Origin of the sequence: Geomonas oryzae, assembly GCF_004117875.1 — a bacterium.
In the GTDB taxonomy this organism is placed as follows: domain Bacteria; phylum Desulfobacterota; class Desulfuromonadia; order Geobacterales; family Geobacteraceae; genus Geomonas; species Geomonas oryzae.
On record NZ_RAHW01000005.1, the window covers coordinates 38,985 to 55,997 of the forward strand.

Here is a 17,013-nt window from a genome sequence, read left to right on the forward strand (position 1 = left end):
CGGACAGCTTCGCTGTCCGGCTTTTTCCATTGCTCAACATCCATCTCAATCCGGTGAGAGCACGACTCACAGCCATCCCTGCCCAAGCCCTCCGGCACCGGGGTCGCCGGCTTCATCAGGAAGCCGTACGACCTGCAAGCGCTCATGGAAAATCTAGTAACCCGCTGCGTCAGCCCCCCACAAAAGCGCGCGGCTTTCCTCCAACTGCGGCATCAGTTCCTCACCCTGTACCGCCTGCGCGAAGGTGAGACGCCTGCCCCCCCTGCCGCTCAGCACGGCTCCCGGGCGCCCCAAGTGGTACCCCTGGGCGTAGTCCACCCCCACCCCCTTCACCGCCTGCAGGATCTCCTCCGACTCGACGTACTCCGCGATGGTGCATATGTTGAACTCCCTGGCAAGGATGGCCAGCGTCTTCACGAAGGCCATGTCCCGGTAGTCGTTCAGCATGTTCCTCACGAAGACCCCCTCGATCTTCACGAAGTCGATGGGGAACTGCCGGATGTACTGGAACGAGGAGAAGCCGGAGCCGAAGTCGTCGATGGCGAACTTGAACCCCTGTGACTTCAGGTCGTAGACGAATTTCTCGAGCAGGGCGAGGTTTTGCACCGTCTCGCGCTCGGTGAGCTCGAAGACCACCCTTGAGTGATCGATGCCGTACCTGTCGGCAAGCCCTACGATCCCCGGGAGGAACTCCTTCAGGATCATGGACCTGGGGGAGAGGTTCACGAACAGGCTCCCCTGGTACCCCTCATCCCTGGCCTTGGCGAAGGCCTTGTCGAGCAGGACCGAGTCGAGCTTGCCGACGATGCCGAGGCTTTCGGCCACCTCGATGAACTCGTTGGCGGCGATCACCTCCCCGTCCAGCGTCATGCGGCATAGCACCTCGCAGCACTCCCCCTTCCCCGGGGCAAGGGGGACGATGGGCTGGAAGTAGGGGAAGATGCGGCGCTCTTCCACCGCCTCGCGTACCAGCCTCGCCTTCTCCCCCACCTTGCGAAACACCTCGACCACGTCCTCCTCGCTCGGCGTGCTGACCCGGTTCTTCCCCTCCCCCTTGGCCTTGTAGGTCATGTTGTCGGCGAACAGGAAGAGGTCCTTCTCGTTGGTCGCATGGAGCGGGAAAACCGCGAGACCGATGGACGAGGTGGCCATCGCCTTCCCCCCGTCAGGGGTCGGGACGTGGAGCGCCTCGGTGATGGCCCTGATCCTCCCCGCCACCGTGACGGCCTGCTCCTCGTCGGACTCCGGCAGGAGGATGACGAACTCGTCTCCGCCGTAGCGGGCGAAGATGTCTCCCTTGCGGAGGGCCTCCTGAACCTTGGCGGCGAAGGCGGTCAGGTAGCGATCCCCCGTGGCGTGCCCCCAGGAATCGTTGATGTTCTTGAAGTTGTCCAGGTCGATGACCAGGAGGGCGAAGCTGTAGTCGTGGCGTTCGGCGCGGCCGATCTCGTAGGAGATGAGCTCCCAGAAGACCCTGCGGTTGAAGAGGTTGGTCAGGGGGTCGCGGGTCGCGTAGTACTCAAGGTCCTTCGTGTACTTGTGGATCGCCTTGATCGACCCGACCACGTTGAGGAGCGTGGTGAGGACGCTGTCGATCACGAGGGAGCGGGTCGAGTTCCAGGGGGATTCCGACTGCACCCCGATCCCCACCACCCCGCCTATCTGGGGCGAATCGAGGATGAGCGACTTGGTCTGCAGTTCAATCTCCTCCTGCCCGAGCCACATGGGGGAGCTCTCCGTCGAGGCCACGTTGTGGATCACCTGCATGGTGGGGATCATGGCGAGCCTGCTGTTCTCGCTGCGGATCCTCCCGAGGACCGCCTCCTCGACCTTCTGCCTGGTCTGCTCCCCCGGCGCGCTGCGCCAGAAGATCTCGATGTCGTAGAGTTCCTCGTCCACCTGGAAGATGCAGAAGAGCATGTAGGCATCGACCACCTGGTTGATCTCGACAAGCAGCGAAGAGACGTGCTCCTTCCAGTCCCTTATCACCTCCGAGGTGATGATGAACTTCTCCAGCATCTGGATCTCGAGCTCCAGAATCTCCTTGTCCACCGAAACGCCCCGGATCCTGTCCACCAGGGTGGAGACCTCGCCGAAGATCCGGTCCAGCTCGGTGAAGCCCGGGGCGACCTTGGAGAACTCCAGGCGTGTCAGGTCCCGGATGCTGTTCACCCGGGCCACCTTGTCAGCCAGGTCATGAATGGAGGGGACCACGCGGGCGTTCACAAGGCGCGCGATGAAAAGCGCCATGAGAACCGGGATCGGGGAGAGGAGGAGGAACAGGAAGAAGAGCTTCCTTTTCGCGTCCCGCATCATGGGCTCGATGTCCTGGCGCACCTTGAGCGCACCGAGGATGGTGCCCAAGCGGGCGTTGGCGTGGCACGACAGGCACTGCCGGTCGGCAACCAGGGGGAAGATCGCCTCGACCACCCTACCCTTTCTGCGCTCGAGCATGGAGCCGGTGGCAAGGACCCGGGAGACCTCGGCGTCAGCGGGGACCCCGGACCTGCCGTAGAGGGCCTCCACCACCGGAGTGCGGTACAGCTCGACAAAGTGGCCGGCCGAGTCGCCGGGGGCGCGCCGGGTGTTGTAGAGGCTTAGGACTTCCCCACGCGTCGCCCCCTTGCCCATGAGGTACGGGATGGCCCGCTGGAACTGCTGCGCCTGGTCGTAGGCAAGCCTCGTCGCGCTCCTCTTCACGGTATCGAGGTAGACGAGCGAGCAGATGCCGAGCACGAAGGCGAAGCTGATGAAGGAGACGACGAGGCAGGAGAGCAGGGTGAAGCTGCGTAGCGACAGACGCAGGCGTTGCGTGGCTTCTGCAGGGGATGCGTTTTTTCCGTTGACTGCGGAGTGCGATCTGCCGACGGTGATACGGGATGCGTTTTCCAATTCAATAGGACCTTTTTTGTCTTTTTTGAAACCGACAGACTTATAACATGCGCGCATCCCGGGTGCAAGAACTTCCTACATATGATGATTCATTTACCTACATGTATGTAGGATCGAGGCGGTTTTTTCGATCAGGGCGCCCGCACAATCCCCCTGGCAGCCACTCCGTCTACAGGTTCCCTCAGGGCAGATCTTCAGATGTCAGGGGCCTTCATGTCGGAGAGTATCCGGAAAAAGTTGCGCGTGAGGCCCGGATGCAATTCGCTCCCCGACATGTCAAGCATCATGCTCGTGATGTGGTCAAGGGTGAGCGGTTCATGGTAGGACCTCCGGGTCCGGGTCGCATCGAAAAAATCGGAAATCATGGTCAAGTGGCTGCAGAGGTTGAGCCGCCAGGATGGCGGGAGTTTCGGGTAGCCGCTCAGGTTATACTTCGCGTGGTGCTCATAGGCGGCAATCGCAGCCAGGCGAGGCACCCCGGGGGTATCCATGAGGTAGCGCGCCCCCCTGACCGGGTGCTGCTTGATTATTTCAAACTCCTCGTCGGTGAGCTTCCCCTTCTTGTTGAGGATCTCCTCTGGGACGAAGAGCTTGCCGATATCGTGCAGCATGGCGGCCACCCCGATGTCCTTCAGTTGCTGCCCTTCGATGCCGAGCGCCATCGCCTGCGCAAGGTTAACGATACAGACGTTGCCGCAATGGGTGAACGTGTACTCGTCGCTCTCCCTCAGCGCCGCCAGGACGAGAAAGGGCATCCCTTCCCGGCGAAACAGCTCGACGAACCCGGTGACGATCTCCGCAATGCCGGTTACCTTCAGCTTCCGGCGGCGCTGCACCGCCTGGTAGATTTCGGAGAACCGCTCCATCTCCTTCCGGCCGAGATCCTTGAGCACTTCCGCGGCACACCGCTCTTCGTCCCCGCTTCCGGAAGGAGACGCCTCGGAAGGGAGCTTCAGCCAGCCAAAGCGCAGATGGTCGGTCGAGGCGAACTCCCCGGTCTGCCCGACGGCGCTCAGCAGGCCGATGAGGCTTTCCACCTCCTGACGGGTGATCCCCCGCAGGAACTTTACATACTCGATCCCCCGCCCTTTGAGCAGGGCAATGAAGCGGTTCAGGAACAGGCTGTACTCCTGCGGCCTGCCATCTATGATGAGCTCGTCCCCCACCACGATCAGGGAGAGTTCGCCGCTTGTGTCAAGCAGGGCGCCCAGTTCCTCGAACAGCTGGTTTCCAAGCCGGACGACCTGGAGGTGTCCGCCTTCGTAAAGCGCTGCGTTGGCGCTTGCCGACTGAAGGAGCCTGATGATGCGGGTCGCATGTTCTGCCCTGTTCATGATGCGTCTTCCTGTCTGCCACGCAACAATAGCGCCGCCTGCCGCCCCAACGCCCCCCTTTTTGAGGCGACTTTCCGCAGAAGCGGAAGGGAGGCTTCGCCAGGGTAGCGCCTGAGCGTCGAGACCGTATCGAGCTTCAGCCTGGTGAGCCCGGTCAGGTGCAGAAGGCTCACGCTGGAGAGCAGTTTCTCAAGCACGGGGAGCGAGGCCGGATCCCCGATTTCCCCAAGGGCCTGCACGGCCAGCCCCTTCACCTGCAGCTCCTTTCCGGAGAAGCCGGATGTGGCCAGCATGGCGTGCAGCACCCCGAGGACCCTGGGGGATCTCGCCATCCCCGCGACCTCGAGAGCGGCAAGCCGGGTCTGCCGGTCATGGCTTTCCAGATCCCGCACGAGCTCCTCCTCGGCCCCCGTCTCCCCGAACTCAAGCAGCGCCCTGAAGGCCTCGCTCGAGACCCTGCGCTCACCGTGATGGGCGAGCATGCGCAGTTTCTCCACGGTCTCGGAGAGTTCCAGTTGCCGGATGAGCATGATCAGGTTGCGCAGAAAATACCAGCGACGGTCGGAGAGCCGCTTTATGATGGCCGGGGCGGCCGCAGTGCCGATCTCCGCCAGCCGGTCCATCATGAAACGCCGCAGCGACATGCTTTCGCTTCCGGCCAGCCGGTCCAAAAGCCCGTCGGTGAAAGGGGCGCCGACCGTCACGATCACCTCGGCAATCTCGTTGAATCGCGGCTTGCCCCAGGTTTCCAGACCGTCCAGCACCTCGTTGACGAACTCCTCGCAGCCGAAAAGCTCCAGGACCTGCTCTTTCACCTGGAGAGGCACTCCCCCCCCGGTTACCTCGCGCAGTATATTCAGGAACTCCGGATAAGCACCGGTTCGCAGGAAGTAGATCCCGATGTCGTAGAGGCTCCGGGCATACCCGGCAAGCTCCTCCCCCTCCCCCTCGACGGATTTCAGGAACAGGAGCAGCATGTCGCCGGTCTTCTTCTCGATGCAGGACTGGTCGATGGTTTCCAGCAACTCCTGCACTCCTTCACTTCCCAGGAGGGGAACCTGACCCGGCTCCATCATCCTGTGCAGTTTCTGCTGGTAACTCTTTGGGATGAACTCCTCGCTTGCGTGTTCCCTGAGGATGGTCCTTACCCGCGTCGGCAGGTCCGCCCCCTCCGGTTGCGACTCGTCGGAAGAGGGAACACCGCTGAACTGGCGCAGCAGCTGCAGGACAAACTGGGGAATGCCCTCCTGGTTCGGACCGATTTCCTCCAGCGTCTCCAGCACCACCTCGGCCGGCAACTGACGGACAATCGACTCCAGATCGGCTGCGGCGAGCGCCCTGGACGCCCAGGCGGCACCAAGGAACTGCTGACGCATGGCAGGGGTCAGTTTGCTGACGAAACCGGCGAATCTGCGGTTGGCAAGGTCCATGGCCTGCGGGGACGCCGCTTCCCCCCGGGCCAACGCATCCAGCAGCAGGGGGGCGAATCCCCCCGACGTAAGGAGACCGTCCTGCCCGGACAGGTTGAGTGCCTCGGCAACGAGTTCCGGGTCGAGCGCCCCCTCGGTGAGCGCCCCGCCGCCCGCCGGCCCGTTCTTGAGGGCAAGGGCAAAGCGCTCCCACAGGTCCCCGGCGCCGTTCCCCGTCTCCCCTGACTTTGAAAGCGGCTCTTCGGTCATGCCCAGGAGGTCATAACGAATCTCCCTGATGCCGAGAGAGGTGATGCCCGACTTTTCCCAGACGGCCCGGATCCCTCCGGCGCGATAGATCTTCTCGCGCGTGCTGCCGAGGATGATGATGAAACGCCGGAGTTCCTCCCTGGTGAGCCCCCGGTTGAAAACCAGCGTCCCGATCTCCCGTTCGTGCAGTACACGCGCGAAATCCCTCATGACCGGGTTGAACCTTTCAACAGGCTGATCACCGAGCATGAGGGTCGAACCCGCCACCAGCAGGACCACCTCGTCCAGCTCGCCCAGAAGGGAGGCGTAGCTCTTCAAAGCGGTGGCGAGGGAAACATCGATCACCTGATGTCCCTGCGGATAAGTCCTCATGTTGCGCCGCGCGACGTTGAGGTCGCGTATCAGCTTCACAAGCAACGGTGAGGATGCCGTTTCCGGCGTTCCGGCATGTATGGTTCGATCGCTCATATCAACGCTTTTCTTGAGGCACGCGGCAAACATCGGATTCGGAACATATAGTCATATCGCTATATAACTTATATCGTCTTGCAAGAAAAGGATTATTTAATGTCAGCCCGCTTCCCGTTTTTGTTTTACGCGGAGTACCCAAGGGTGCCTTTCGCTTCGCGTCACGGACCGATCATACGCAGTCAAGGACCGACCATCAGTACCGGGAGGTGTTATTGGGCTCGCCCATCCTTATATTCATCTGTCATAAAAGAAAAAACTTAAACCTCGGATATAATCAAAGTGCTGCCGATTGAGTCAACATCAGGTTGGAGAGGAGGTACGAGATGTTGCACTACTGTCAAAGGTACTTCTTAAAGCGCTTTCTGCTGGCCATCACCCTGGCTATGGTTCTCACGGGATGCGTAGCGTCAAGAAGCGAGGTGCAGGGCAAGTTCACAAGTCCCGTCACAAAGAACACAACGGCTGACAAAGTAAGCGTGTTCTTCCAGTTCAAGAACCTGCGACAGCAGCACGGCATGGACACGGTGCCGAAGCTTCAGGTCCACAACGTGAAGGACTTCGACAACCTGTTCAGGGATAGTCTCCAGGAACTGGGCAACGTATCGCAGTACACAACCTTTCTGGAGTCGCCGAACGACGTGAACAATCCGAAACGCCGCAAGGAGTTGGAAGAGCACAGGGCGAACCACGACTACACAGTGGAGGTCTCATTGCTGGAGGAATCTTCTTTCAGAAAGGATTTCTTGAGCGGAACGGTATCGCTCCTTTCCCTTACCCTGATCCCGATGCCTTACTCGTGGGATTACACGATGACGGCAAATGTCATGAAAAAGGGGGGAGCCCAGGTGGCTTCGTACCAGCGCAAGGCGACGCTGAGCAACTGGGTCCAAGCCGCCCTCATCTTCGCCTACCCCTTCTATCCGTTGGAAGGCAAACGTGAGGAGATCTACTCAGAATGCCTGCACGACATCTTCAAGCAGATCGAGGCGGAAAGAGTGTTGAAATGACCTGCTAAAGTTTTGCATCTTTCAAACCGGCTTGCTGCACAGAACGCAAGAAGCCGGGCAGTATCTCTGCCCGGCTTCTTCTTTTTCAAGCTATGGACTGGTCCGCTCCGTCAGCGGAGCGTTCAGGGCAAAATCGCTGCCCGGCTTGCGTTGCAATCATGCTAACGGCCGTCGCTAAAGAGCGGAACGCTCGCGCCAAGGCCATGGACGACACTGGTGAAGGCGTTACGGTTCTCGAGCTTCTCGGGGCCGAAGCGCTCTTCGAAAAGGCGCCGGATCATAGGTATGCGCGAGGTCCCCCCGGTGAGGAACACGGTGTCGATCGCATCGCAACCGACTCCCGACCTGCTGATCACTTCGTCTATGGTACCGGAGATCCGGTTCAGGTTCTCCTGGTTGATCGCCTCGAACTCCTCTCTGCTGATCCCTTCATTGATGACCAGGTTGCGCTCCCGGAAGCTGATCTCTGCATGGTCCTGCTGCGACAGCTCGCATTTCGCCTTCTCTATGCGCTGAAACAGAAAGAAGCCGTAGTTGTCGCTGATGAGGTGCTCGAGGTTTTCCAGGGCTTGCCTGTCCGTCGCGGCATTTTTGATGAGCCGGATCTGCTCCCGAATCTTTCTCGTCCTCAAGAGCGGGATCCTGTGCCACTGGCAGAGTGTGTAAATGATGCTGTGCGGGATGTCGAAAAGCTCGTCCTTCCCCATCCCCTTGTACTTGACGCCGCGGCCGAAATACTTGGCGACCTTTTCCCACATGATCTGCGAGTCGAACTTGTCGCCGGCGGTATAGACCCCGCCGATGGAGAGGACGTCGGAGCGCCGGTCGGCCCTGGCGAAGGCTCCCCCTTTCACCCTGATGACGGTGAAGTCGGAGGTGCCGCCGCCGAAGTCGCCGATGAAGACGAGTTTTTCAGCCCCGGCGGGGAGCGTCTCTTCAAACGAGAGTGCGGCGGCCACGGGTTCAAACTGGAAATGGATATGGCGGAACCCCGCCTTGCGGGCCGCCTTCTCGAGCCTGAGCTGCGCCAGGGCGTCCTTTTCCGCGTCTTCCGAGAAGACAACGGGGCGCCCGAGAACGACGCTGTCCACAGGAGCACCGACGTACGCTTCCCCCTTCGCCTTGATCCGCCTCAGGATGATGGCGACCAGATCCTCGATGCCGTACTTCTTGCCGAACACCTCCGTCCCCTCGAAGCTCCTGTTGGGCAGGAAGGTCTTTATCGACTGCATGAAGCGCCCCGCCGCCCCCTCGCCCACGTACTGGCCGATGGCGTCCTGGCCGGTGAAGATCTCGTCGTCCTCGTTGAAGTAGAGGACCGAGCGCATCAGAGAGCGGTTGGCGCTTGTTTCGTCGATGTCTACTACTTCGACCTTGCCGTCCCGGTAAACGGAAAGTGCGGAATTCGTGGTCCCGAAATCGATGCCGAAAACTACCTTCATGCAGACTCCCGAAAAAAAGCAAAGGCGGGTTCCAAGGAACCCGCCCGTGCAATGGGTTGACGCAGAAACAAAAAGGACTTAACCGTAACCGGCTAAGCCCTTGAGTTCTTTTTGGAGCGGGAAACGGGATTCGAAGCCATATCACCCTTTTCTCGCTAATGTTTTTAGCAGATCCGTAACGGCTTGTCAAGACTGGTTTTTTACCACCAAAACAACAGGTTATCTCAATTTTCTATCCGGCTACCAAGTTTATCCAATGTCGTTTAAGGTCGCTCAACTTCTTACTTTGGGTGAAACATTAGTGAGACACTCTTTCTTGTTCCGCTATCGGCGTCGACGAGGGCAGTCAACGTCGACTGTTTTTCCTAGCCCTCCTGAAGTCAAAGTTTGAAAATTTTGTCAATGGCTATCTTCCTACATCGACTAGGTGGTTCGTTGAATTTATGTTCGTAGATTTTTAGATGCCCATCTTTTTCGCAAGAAATGACAATTGGATTATGTCCAAGTCTTGAATCACGATCAATATTTAACAGGTATTTTTCTTTGGCTTTTAGCTCTTCGTCTATTTTAAGTAAGATAAAAGCCTTATTTTCAATACCTGAGAAGTAATATAGCTGATTAGCTGAAATAAAAAACCTTGGAAGCTCATGTTGAACGTTAAAACCTGATAGTTCAATTTTACTTGGATTGAAGTCAACATCTAATCCAGACTTAATTGAGGAAACTGGAATTTTCCCGATGCAAACAAACTGTGTACTGTTAAGCAGTTCAAAAGCCAAAACCAATTCTTTTGTCTTAGTGAAATACCCGAGACTTGAATAGCGAAGTTCATTACTGCCAGAATAAATAACCCTTCTATAGATTTCTTTTCGCTCAGCCAAATCAAAAGCCATCAGGTAAATTTTTCCGTTTTGCTCTGGTTGCAAATGTCCCTTTTCAGGGCCTAGAAGCCATGCAAGATAAAGAATATTATCTATTACGACACCAGAAGATTCTACGGCATGAATATGGGTATCAATAACTGATGTCTTACCGCCATATGTTATTTCAATATAATTTCTGAATAAATCGTCCTTCGATGTGAAGTAGACTGCTAAGTCGCCGCTAAACTTATGAGACTTTCCAAACAAATTTAATCGTGGAAATAGCGCAGCAAATCTATCTTCTTCATATAACGTATCATTGATACCTGGCTCAATTTCTCCATGGCAGTCAACAACATTTTTACAAAAGGCTGCTTTCGCTTTATCTAGTGCGCTTTTCTGCAACTGGGGAGCTGGTTCTGGGGTTGATACTCCCTTGTTTTTTGTCAGTGAACCAACAGCAAAGCAAGCCACAATTGCAATTATAAAAATTGGAAACATTTCCACATAAGGTCTTAGTGTTTGTTTCGGTGTATTGTCAGCAACTCGTCGAAGTATGAAGAAATTTATAATACCTAACGGCAACCAATAAATTGCACCTGCTGTTAAAGCTATGAGGCTACCAAATTTAAATACAAACTGAATTTTTTGTAAGAAATCATCAGCCCCTCGAAAGGCGTAACCGATAACAATCCAACAGGTGAGTTGAACTGGAAGGGCGGTAAAAAACAGTGCCCATATAATTTTGGACATCTGCTTATTTATGCGTCCCATCATGTAGCCAAGAGCTGGAATTGAAGCGAGGGAACCAATCGTAAATAGGGTAAGGAAGATGAGCCTAACGTTTAATAAGAGGGACGAAAGGAACCAGTTTGAAGTAACCGTTACCAGAAGTATCGTATTGCCAAAAATTATATTCAGCAGAACTGCAACCCAGGTTCGGGACAATTTCATTTCATTTATTCCTTTGGGCTAACGTAATGAGACACCAGTGGCGGCAAAAACCACTTCTGAAGTGCCCGTCTCTCAAGGCCGGGAGAAACCCTGCATTAATGCCACCTATAATTCAAACCTCGCACTGGATCAAGAAAAATCTATTCGCCATCGTTCGGTCGGTGCTGTGGAGCCAATGGGGGCTCCGCCCGGGAACGATAACTTTAGCTGTTGCTTGAACTCTCTTCCCGTCTTCTGGCTAAATCCAATGTCTGCCCTGGAGACATCATTTAAAGAAGACGGGATATCGAATCATTGGGTTAATGAGAAATGTAAACAATGAAAGCAGCGGCGGAGATGCTAAAACCCACATCTCCGCCGCCTTTTTGCCTTGTGGGAAAACGGTTTCTCGCCCTGCATTATAGCGTTAAAGCGACCGGTCCCACGTTTCAACATTTACTGCCGGTGGATTGCTCCAACCGTTGGAGAATTCAAACCTGCCGATACTGACTGCACAACACCCTACAACAACATCACCAGAACAGCAGCGTGTGGCTACCGTGCTTCGCCCAGGCACCTTTTCAGTGCACGCGCTCTAAACTTCGCTTACCCCTCTCCGTATGCCATCCCTTGCGGGTACGGATCGAGTGCCCCATGCTCTTCACATGTGTACTCAGGTCGAAAGAGTCGCATACTGCAAACATCGCATATATTGGGTTACTACCACGGCTCCGAGCCCTCCCGACCTTAGTCGAAAGGTTACTTCCCCGATTCGGACCCTCCCGGCACCGTCGTACTGACCAGCCCGCCGAGCATAAGTTCTACCTTAACGAACGCTTAAATATAGCATGGTGACGGTGGCTTCTGTGCTACTGAAGATGGTGGCTTGCGCCACTGATGAAACCAATATTCCGGGGTCATCAAATTTGGGATACGGAGTGTCACGGCTCTCCTTACTCATCATCTTTTCGTAGTTTTAAAATGAAGCTTCGCTTTCGCTCACCGTTTAACTGCTCTACCATGCCTGCCGGTCGCGGTTATCCGCTTTTTCGTGCTGCTCTAATGCTGTGAGGCTTCACAGATAGCCGATTCGCAAGGTGCCACCCTTGCAACTGCTAATCCTCTCAGCACCGCATATACCGGCATAGGTATTTTGCGTTTGGGCATAGCCCCTATCCCCGTCATGGGGTTACGTTCAGGTCCTATCCAGGCGCACCACTCCAGTCCGTCGTAGACTCAACACATAATCACATCCCATGCAGAGGTTGGCGGCCTCCTTTGGTGCATAGGGTAGCTCTTAAGTGCTGGTCTCCAAACCGGACGTGCCTCTTTCGATAGCTTCTCCGGCTTTCCCCCACTCCTTATCGCTCGCTTACTAACACAGTGCTGGCAACACTGTTCCCATGGTGGCTAATCATGGTAAACGAACGCTTCGGATTGCTGCTGCGCGGCTGGTGTCCGCATGCCGACGATTGACATATACATATTGTCCTGGCGGACAATAAGGGAGGGTGTCAACGTCCCGGCAACTACTCTGGTCTTCCTTCTCCTTTCTGGGTCTGTGCCCAAATTCTGTGCGGGTAGGCTCTGGGGCCAAATTCTATCGCGTGTTCATGCGGATGATGGTATCCGCATTCTGGCGAATGCGGAAGCGCAATGTTCGCCTTATACCCCACTCCGGTCATGCTTACGCATGATGCGAACATCGCAAAGAAAAAATCCTTTATCGGGCAACCAGCCGGGCACCCACGATGTATCCGTTTGTCACCCTACCTGTGCCGTGACCGGTGCCAACGTGGTGACGTATTGTTGCCCGCACGGGCACCATTAAGGTGCCCGTGCAATCCGAAGCACCGTATTCTGTTAAAATGAATTTCGCCGTTTAGGCACCATTGCTCATGCCGAAACGTCGCCTAATCGGCGACCTTTCGGCGACCTTTCGGCGACCGGGAAGGTGCCGCTTTCGTTGCAGCCGTGACACCGGCAGGGAGACACGACTAGGTTTTAGCCGATTACGGACTTTTGAAGTTGGTAGAATGAGGGAGCAAGGTACAAAGTTACTTTTTGGGAGTCGCCAGCACATAAGCAGGTAACACCCCTTCGTTCCGATTCTCCATAGAAACAGCCCCATCCGGTGCACTTTGTGGTATAAATAGAAAAAACAGCTACTTACAAGATTATTCTGTTTGACTTGGGCATTGTTTTGTTGTACATAATTTATCGTCGGATTTTCCCCGACACCCCTGCAAGGGGCTTTATTTCCATCTCGTCGTTTTCGACGAGTCTGAACCAAATCGGTTATTCTTTTGCAGTTTTTCTAAGAGATTCGTCTGTCCGCAATCGGAGGATACCTGCTCCTTCCGGCGGACACATCGTGAAGCATCAAGGGCCGAAGTGCGCCCAGAACACTCCTAACATGGTCATGTCGCCCGACTTGACCTTTTTCATTTCCATTCCATTACCCTTCAAATCCAGCAATTACATTAACTCCTGCCTTGGGCTGGTTTTTATAGCCGCCCGTATCTATCAGTTTGCCATTCATACCCGTTATCGCCATCCCATCTTGTTCATGTAGCGATCAATTCCCACCATTCATCTTTCCGCTGGTTTTCCTGTCATCAGATTATTAGTCCACCGATAGCCGCATCAAGCGGCGCAAGGGTATCGGTTGTATTGCAGTACCTAAGCCCCTTGCAGGGAACTAATTCCCTTGGGAGGACTACCCCATGTCGAAACTGAAACCGCGCGAGAAGAAGCGCATTCGCATCACCGTTGATATCCCGTCCGACGTTGCCGCAAAACTGGACAGCCTCAAGACAAGGGCCGCCCGACTCGGGTTTGCCGTTTCCTTGAGTGCCGACCTTGTGAACAGCATCCGCCAGCACCTGAAGGGTCTTGATGCTGAGTTAAAGGCGCTGGAGAAGAAGACCGGCGAGAGGGGGGGGAACTAATGGCAACGCTGATACCCCTTGAGTGCGCCGGTATTGCCGCTAATGCCGCCTATATGCAGGTGCGGCACAAGCAGGCGGAACTGGCCCGAATCAGTACCTTCCGCACCGGTGAATTGATCTGGTTTGCCGACCGACCGCAGACAAAGGTTGTCGCCACCGAATGCACCGACCCGTTTTTTCACAAGAGCCGGGATATGGAGATTTACGGCGACGCACTGATAATGAACCAGTGCCGTTTGGCACTTGCCCCGGTCTTGGAGCGGCAACACGGCTCCCTGCATATCTGCGAGGACATCAGCCACGCCCTTTCCTGGTTTAGGGCGAATATCGCCGGGCATATCCGCAATTACTTTGTCAGGGTGGACGAGTACCCTCGTGAACCGGACGAGACCCGCATGAGGGAGAATCTGCGCCTCATGGGGGCCAGTGACGAAGCATTCATGGACAAGCTGGAATTGTACCTGAGAAGCTACTACACGCGCGTCTCCGTAACAGGCAAGCTTTCCGCCTGCCTGTTCGATCCGGTCATGCTCTTTGGTGAGTACCGGAAGGAGGATTTGCGGGTCAGCAACCGGGTATACCGGCTCTCCCGTACACCCCGGAAGGGCTACAAGGATATTCGCAAGAACTGGATTCCGGTCGGGAACTACCTTGTGCACTGCTACGAGGGGCCGGAGCCCCGGCATTTGCAAATCATGATTGACGAGCCGCACCTTACCACAATGCGGTTCCGGGTCCGCCGTGTCCTTAACAGCTTCCGCAGGTCGGATGAAAAGTTCAACGCCTTGCGGCGGTTGGTGGGCAAGTTTGCCGAAAGCACGAAGTACGCCCGCACTGGCTACGAGCAGGCTGTTGAGTTTGGCCGCTATCTTCAGGAACTGGCCGGCGAAAAACTGCCCCAGGTCGAGGGTGTAGAGCTGTTGAAGACGAACGTGCTCTATCAGTTCGCCCAGAAGCAGCAGTACCGCATGGCATTTCGCCACAAGTTTAACTTCTTCTACGATCCCGGCAAATACGACCTTTCCCAGTTCAAGGCGTTCTTCTCGCCGTACCGCGAGGAGGGCTAGTCATGGGAACCTTGCACAGGAAAGACATAACCAAGGAGGACTTGACCCTGCTAGCCCGTTTTGCCCATGCCCTGACGGTAGTTGCCATTTTTGGCCGAACGCCGGTTTACGAGGTTGGGGTAGTGACGTTGTGGCTGCCGGTCTGGAAGCTGGCGGAAGACGGCTCGTGGCAACTCGACAAGTACAAGACCCGTCTGGTGCCCGCCCTTGGCATTACCAAGAACGGCCTAAGGTTGGTCAGCCGGTATTTGCAGGTCAAGAAATCGGAGCTGATAAGGGTCTTGTTTAAGTTATCGGTTATCAGTGTTGCCGCCGGTTGCCACCCGAACCACTCACCGGAGTTCCGCCAGAACTTCCGGGGGGAAACCATCGACAGTTGCGGTATTGAGCCGCCCGAGCTTGTCCGGCACGGCTACCTGTTCGAGAAGCGCCGGGCTACGGTCGGCGGGCTCAGGTAGGGGATGCCTATGAACTCTCACTCCCTTGAAGAGATTGTTAAAGGTCTCGGTGACGAACGGCTGATTCTCACCCGCTCCACCGTGCATCTTGAATCGGCGCCACTTGAGGTCATCACGTTGGAACAGTTCGCGGCGCGGATGCAGGTAGGGGAAACGACGGTCTGGAAATGGATCAGGTCCGGCAGGTTGCAGCCCGGCAGGCATTATATCCAGATCGAGCGGGTTATTCGGTTTCACTGGTGCCGTCGGCTCATTGAAAGGCTCCATGAGGATTGCAGCCCGAATGACAGCGACGATTGTGCAGAGCAAGGCACAGTTGTCGAAGTATCGAAGGAGAAGCGCAAGAACAGGTACGGCAAACGAATCAATTACGACCTATAGCTAAGCCGGATAAAGGCATTGCACCCGCCGCAATGCCTTTATCCACCTGCAGTTAGCGATTTTATGATATACTGCCCCCCTGTCCGTAGCCGGATAGAAAGGAGGGGTCGCCTATGGGGAAAACATAAATGAGAAAGAAAGAGTTCAACCTACAGGCAGTGGCGGCCAAGCCGACCTTTGGCTCCATTGTCCGAATGAAGCGGTCGGAGTTTTTGTATATCGATATGTATTACCATGAGCGGCGGATACGCATGTCGTCCGGCCTTCTCGATACTCCTGAGAGTCGGGACCAGTTGACCACGCTCCTGAACAGAATCGGGGAAAAGATCGCCAACCGCACCTTTTGCTTTGCCACCACGTTTCCTGATGCCGATTTTGAGACAAGGCGCTTTTTTACGGAAAAGGAACAGCGGCAATTCCACCCCGACCCGCAGCATGTCCTGTTTGGCGATTATGCCCAGAAGTGGATGAAAACCGTGTTGCCCCAGTATTCCAACAGCAAGCAGATTGACTACCGGCAGATTCTGACCTACTGGCTGATTCCTAAGCTCAGCCGGGTACCGTTCTCAACGATTACCGGGCCGTATCTGCGGGACGTGGTGAATTCCCTCAAGCAGAAGGAGGGGAAGAACAAGGGCAAATCTCTTTCGGCGCACCGGAAGCGGAATATCCTTTCCCCGCTGAAAAAGATTTGGCGGGATGCACGCGGCGAGCACCAGTGGGTTCAGTTGCTTGAGCCGTTCACCATGGCCCAGGAAGCCATCTCGATGCAGGCGGAACAGGAAGAGAAGGCGGAGCGTGAGATTTTCCTGTTCGGAGAGTGGCAGTCGTTTCTTGGCTGCATGGAACCGTTCTACCTTCCCTTGACCGAGATTCAGATTCACACCGGTCTGATTGCCTCAGAGTTGTTGGGGTTGCGGAAAGCGGATGTTACCGAGAAGTTCCTCTATGTCCGCAGCAGCATTTCGCGCGGGGTGGAGAAAAAGGGCGGCAAAACCCAATACCGCAAGCGGGAAATCCCCATGACCGCCGCCATGAAACGGTGCCTTGATGCGGCAATGGCAGCTTCACCAAATGAGTATGTGTTCTCCTTGCCAAGCGGGAAGCGGGTTAGCTTCAGTACCTATCGCAACGTATGGGACCGTGCGCTTAAAGCGGCGGGACTGACCAACAAGACGCCGTACAGCACCCGTCACAGTTTGGTTCAGTGGTCACTGGTGGCGGGCATGACGCCGGTACGGTTGGTAGAGATTATGGGGCACAGGGACAAGCAGATCATATTCGGGGTGTATGGCCGGTATCGTCATGGTCTGGTGGAAGAGCGCCGGGACATCATCGAGTATCTGGGGTGGGACTACCTTGCTCCTGAAAAAGCGGCAGCCCGTGCATTTCACAGTGAGACTTACAGTGAGACACACGGGCTGATGGCTGATAACTACTTAAGCGTAGGCAGTTTTTAATGGAGCGGGAAACGGGATTCGAACCCGCGACCTTCAGCTTGGGAAGCTGACACTCTACCACTGAGTTATTCCCGC

12 protein-coding genes and 1 tRNA gene are annotated in these 17,013 nt (G+C 55.8%); 7 read left to right on the top strand and 6 right to left on the bottom strand.

From position 1 onward, the window contains the following. Nucleotides 1–153 precede the first annotated feature (153 nt). From D6Z24_RS13275 to D6Z24_RS13285, 3 genes are all read right to left on the bottom strand, one after another. A complete protein-coding gene (locus tag D6Z24_RS13275) occupies nt 154–2,892 on the bottom strand; it encodes a putative bifunctional diguanylate cyclase/phosphodiesterase (RefSeq protein WP_162605139.1) in 2,739 nt (912 codons plus the stop codon). Nucleotides 2,893–3,086: 194 nt separating this feature from the next. After that, entirely contained in the window at nt 3,087–4,226 is a 1,140-nt protein-coding gene (locus D6Z24_RS13280; protein ID WP_129127084.1) for an HD-GYP domain-containing protein, read from the bottom strand. Continuing rightward, nucleotides 4,223–6,373 (bottom strand): HEAT repeat domain-containing protein, encoded by a 2,151-nt coding sequence (locus tag D6Z24_RS13285; protein WP_162605140.1) that lies wholly within the window; start codon nt 6,371–6,373, stop codon nt 4,223–4,225. Before D6Z24_RS13285 ends, D6Z24_RS13280 begins: the two co-directional genes overlap by 4 nt. Nucleotides 6,374–6,699: 326 nt before the next feature. On the opposite strand from D6Z24_RS13285, the gene D6Z24_RS13290 reads away from it, so the two are divergent. Beyond that, entirely contained in the window at nt 6,700–7,383 is a 684-nt protein-coding gene (locus D6Z24_RS13290) for a hypothetical protein (RefSeq protein WP_129127086.1), read from the top strand. A gap of 161 nt (nt 7,384–7,544) precedes the next feature. Here the strand turns inward: D6Z24_RS13290 and D6Z24_RS13295 are convergent, their stop codons facing one another. Together D6Z24_RS13295 and D6Z24_RS13300 are read right to left on the bottom strand one after the other, a co-directional pair. Then, complete coding sequence (locus D6Z24_RS13295) at nt 7,545–8,825, bottom strand: Hsp70 family protein (protein WP_129127087.1); 1,281 nt, start codon at nt 8,823–8,825, stop codon at nt 7,545–7,547. A gap of 380 nt (nt 8,826–9,205) precedes the next feature. After that, nucleotides 9,206–10,642, bottom strand: a complete 1,437-nt coding sequence (locus D6Z24_RS13300; protein WP_129127088.1) for a hypothetical protein — start codon at nt 10,640–10,642, stop codon at nt 9,206–9,208. Nucleotides 10,643–10,679: 37 nt separating this feature from the next. On the opposite strand from D6Z24_RS13300, the gene D6Z24_RS21520 reads away from it, so the two are divergent. From D6Z24_RS21520 to D6Z24_RS13325, 6 genes are all read left to right on the top strand, one after another. Further along, nucleotides 10,680–10,964 (top strand): hypothetical protein, encoded by a 285-nt coding sequence (locus D6Z24_RS21520; protein WP_162605141.1) that lies wholly within the window; start codon nt 10,680–10,682, stop codon nt 10,962–10,964. Nucleotides 10,965–13,347: 2,383 nt separating this feature from the next. Beyond that, nucleotides 13,348–13,572, top strand: coding sequence for a hypothetical protein (locus D6Z24_RS13305; protein WP_129127089.1), 225 nt, complete (start codon nt 13,348–13,350; stop codon nt 13,570–13,572). Next, nucleotides 13,572–14,639, top strand: a complete 1,068-nt coding sequence (locus D6Z24_RS13310) for a hypothetical protein (RefSeq protein WP_129127090.1) — start codon at nt 13,572–13,574, stop codon at nt 14,637–14,639. The genes D6Z24_RS13305 and D6Z24_RS13310 overlap by 1 nt, the downstream gene beginning before the upstream one ends. A gap of 2 nt (nt 14,640–14,641) precedes the next feature. Continuing rightward, a complete protein-coding gene (locus tag D6Z24_RS13315; RefSeq protein ID WP_129127091.1) occupies nt 14,642–15,097 on the top strand; it encodes a hypothetical protein in 456 nt (151 codons plus the stop codon). Nucleotides 15,098–15,106: 9 nt separating this feature from the next. Continuing rightward, nucleotides 15,107–15,478: a MerR family transcriptional regulator gene (locus D6Z24_RS13320; RefSeq protein WP_129127092.1), complete on the top strand. Its 372-nt coding sequence runs from the start codon at nt 15,107–15,109 to the stop codon at nt 15,476–15,478. Between the two features lie 128 nt (nt 15,479–15,606). After that, the gene (locus D6Z24_RS13325; protein ID WP_129127093.1) at nt 15,607–16,938 is read left to right on the top strand and encodes a tyrosine-type recombinase/integrase; all 1,332 of its coding nucleotides are present in this window, start codon (nt 15,607–15,609) and stop codon (nt 16,936–16,938) included. On the opposite strand, the gene D6Z24_RS13330 is transcribed toward D6Z24_RS13325, so the two are convergent. Continuing rightward, nucleotides 16,939–17,013 (bottom strand) — tRNA-Gly (locus D6Z24_RS13330).

Coding starts and splice junctions, on each gene's coding strand:
- D6Z24_RS13310 (WP_129127090.1), top strand. CDS start 13,572: ATGGCAACGCTGATACCCCTTGAGTGCGCCGGTATTGCCGCTAATGCC.
- D6Z24_RS13280 (WP_129127084.1), bottom strand. CDS start 4,226: ATGAACAGGGCAGAACATGCGACCCGCATCATCAGGCTCCTTCAGTCG.
- D6Z24_RS13315 (WP_129127091.1), top strand. CDS start 14,642: ATGGGAACCTTGCACAGGAAAGACATAACCAAGGAGGACTTGACCCTG.
- D6Z24_RS13300 (WP_129127088.1), bottom strand. CDS start 10,642: ATGAAATTGTCCCGAACCTGGGTTGCAGTTCTGCTGAATATAATTTTT.
- D6Z24_RS13295 (WP_129127087.1), bottom strand. CDS start 8,825: ATGAAGGTAGTTTTCGGCATCGATTTCGGGACCACGAATTCCGCACTT.
- D6Z24_RS13325 (WP_129127093.1), top strand. CDS start 15,607: ATGAGAAAGAAAGAGTTCAACCTACAGGCAGTGGCGGCCAAGCCGACC.
- D6Z24_RS13305 (WP_129127089.1), top strand. CDS start 13,348: ATGTCGAAACTGAAACCGCGCGAGAAGAAGCGCATTCGCATCACCGTT.
- D6Z24_RS13285 (WP_162605140.1), bottom strand. CDS start 6,373: ATGAGCGATCGAACCATACATGCCGGAACGCCGGAAACGGCATCCTCA.
- D6Z24_RS13290 (WP_129127086.1), top strand. CDS start 6,700: ATGTTGCACTACTGTCAAAGGTACTTCTTAAAGCGCTTTCTGCTGGCC.
- D6Z24_RS13320 (WP_129127092.1), top strand. CDS start 15,107: ATGAACTCTCACTCCCTTGAAGAGATTGTTAAAGGTCTCGGTGACGAA.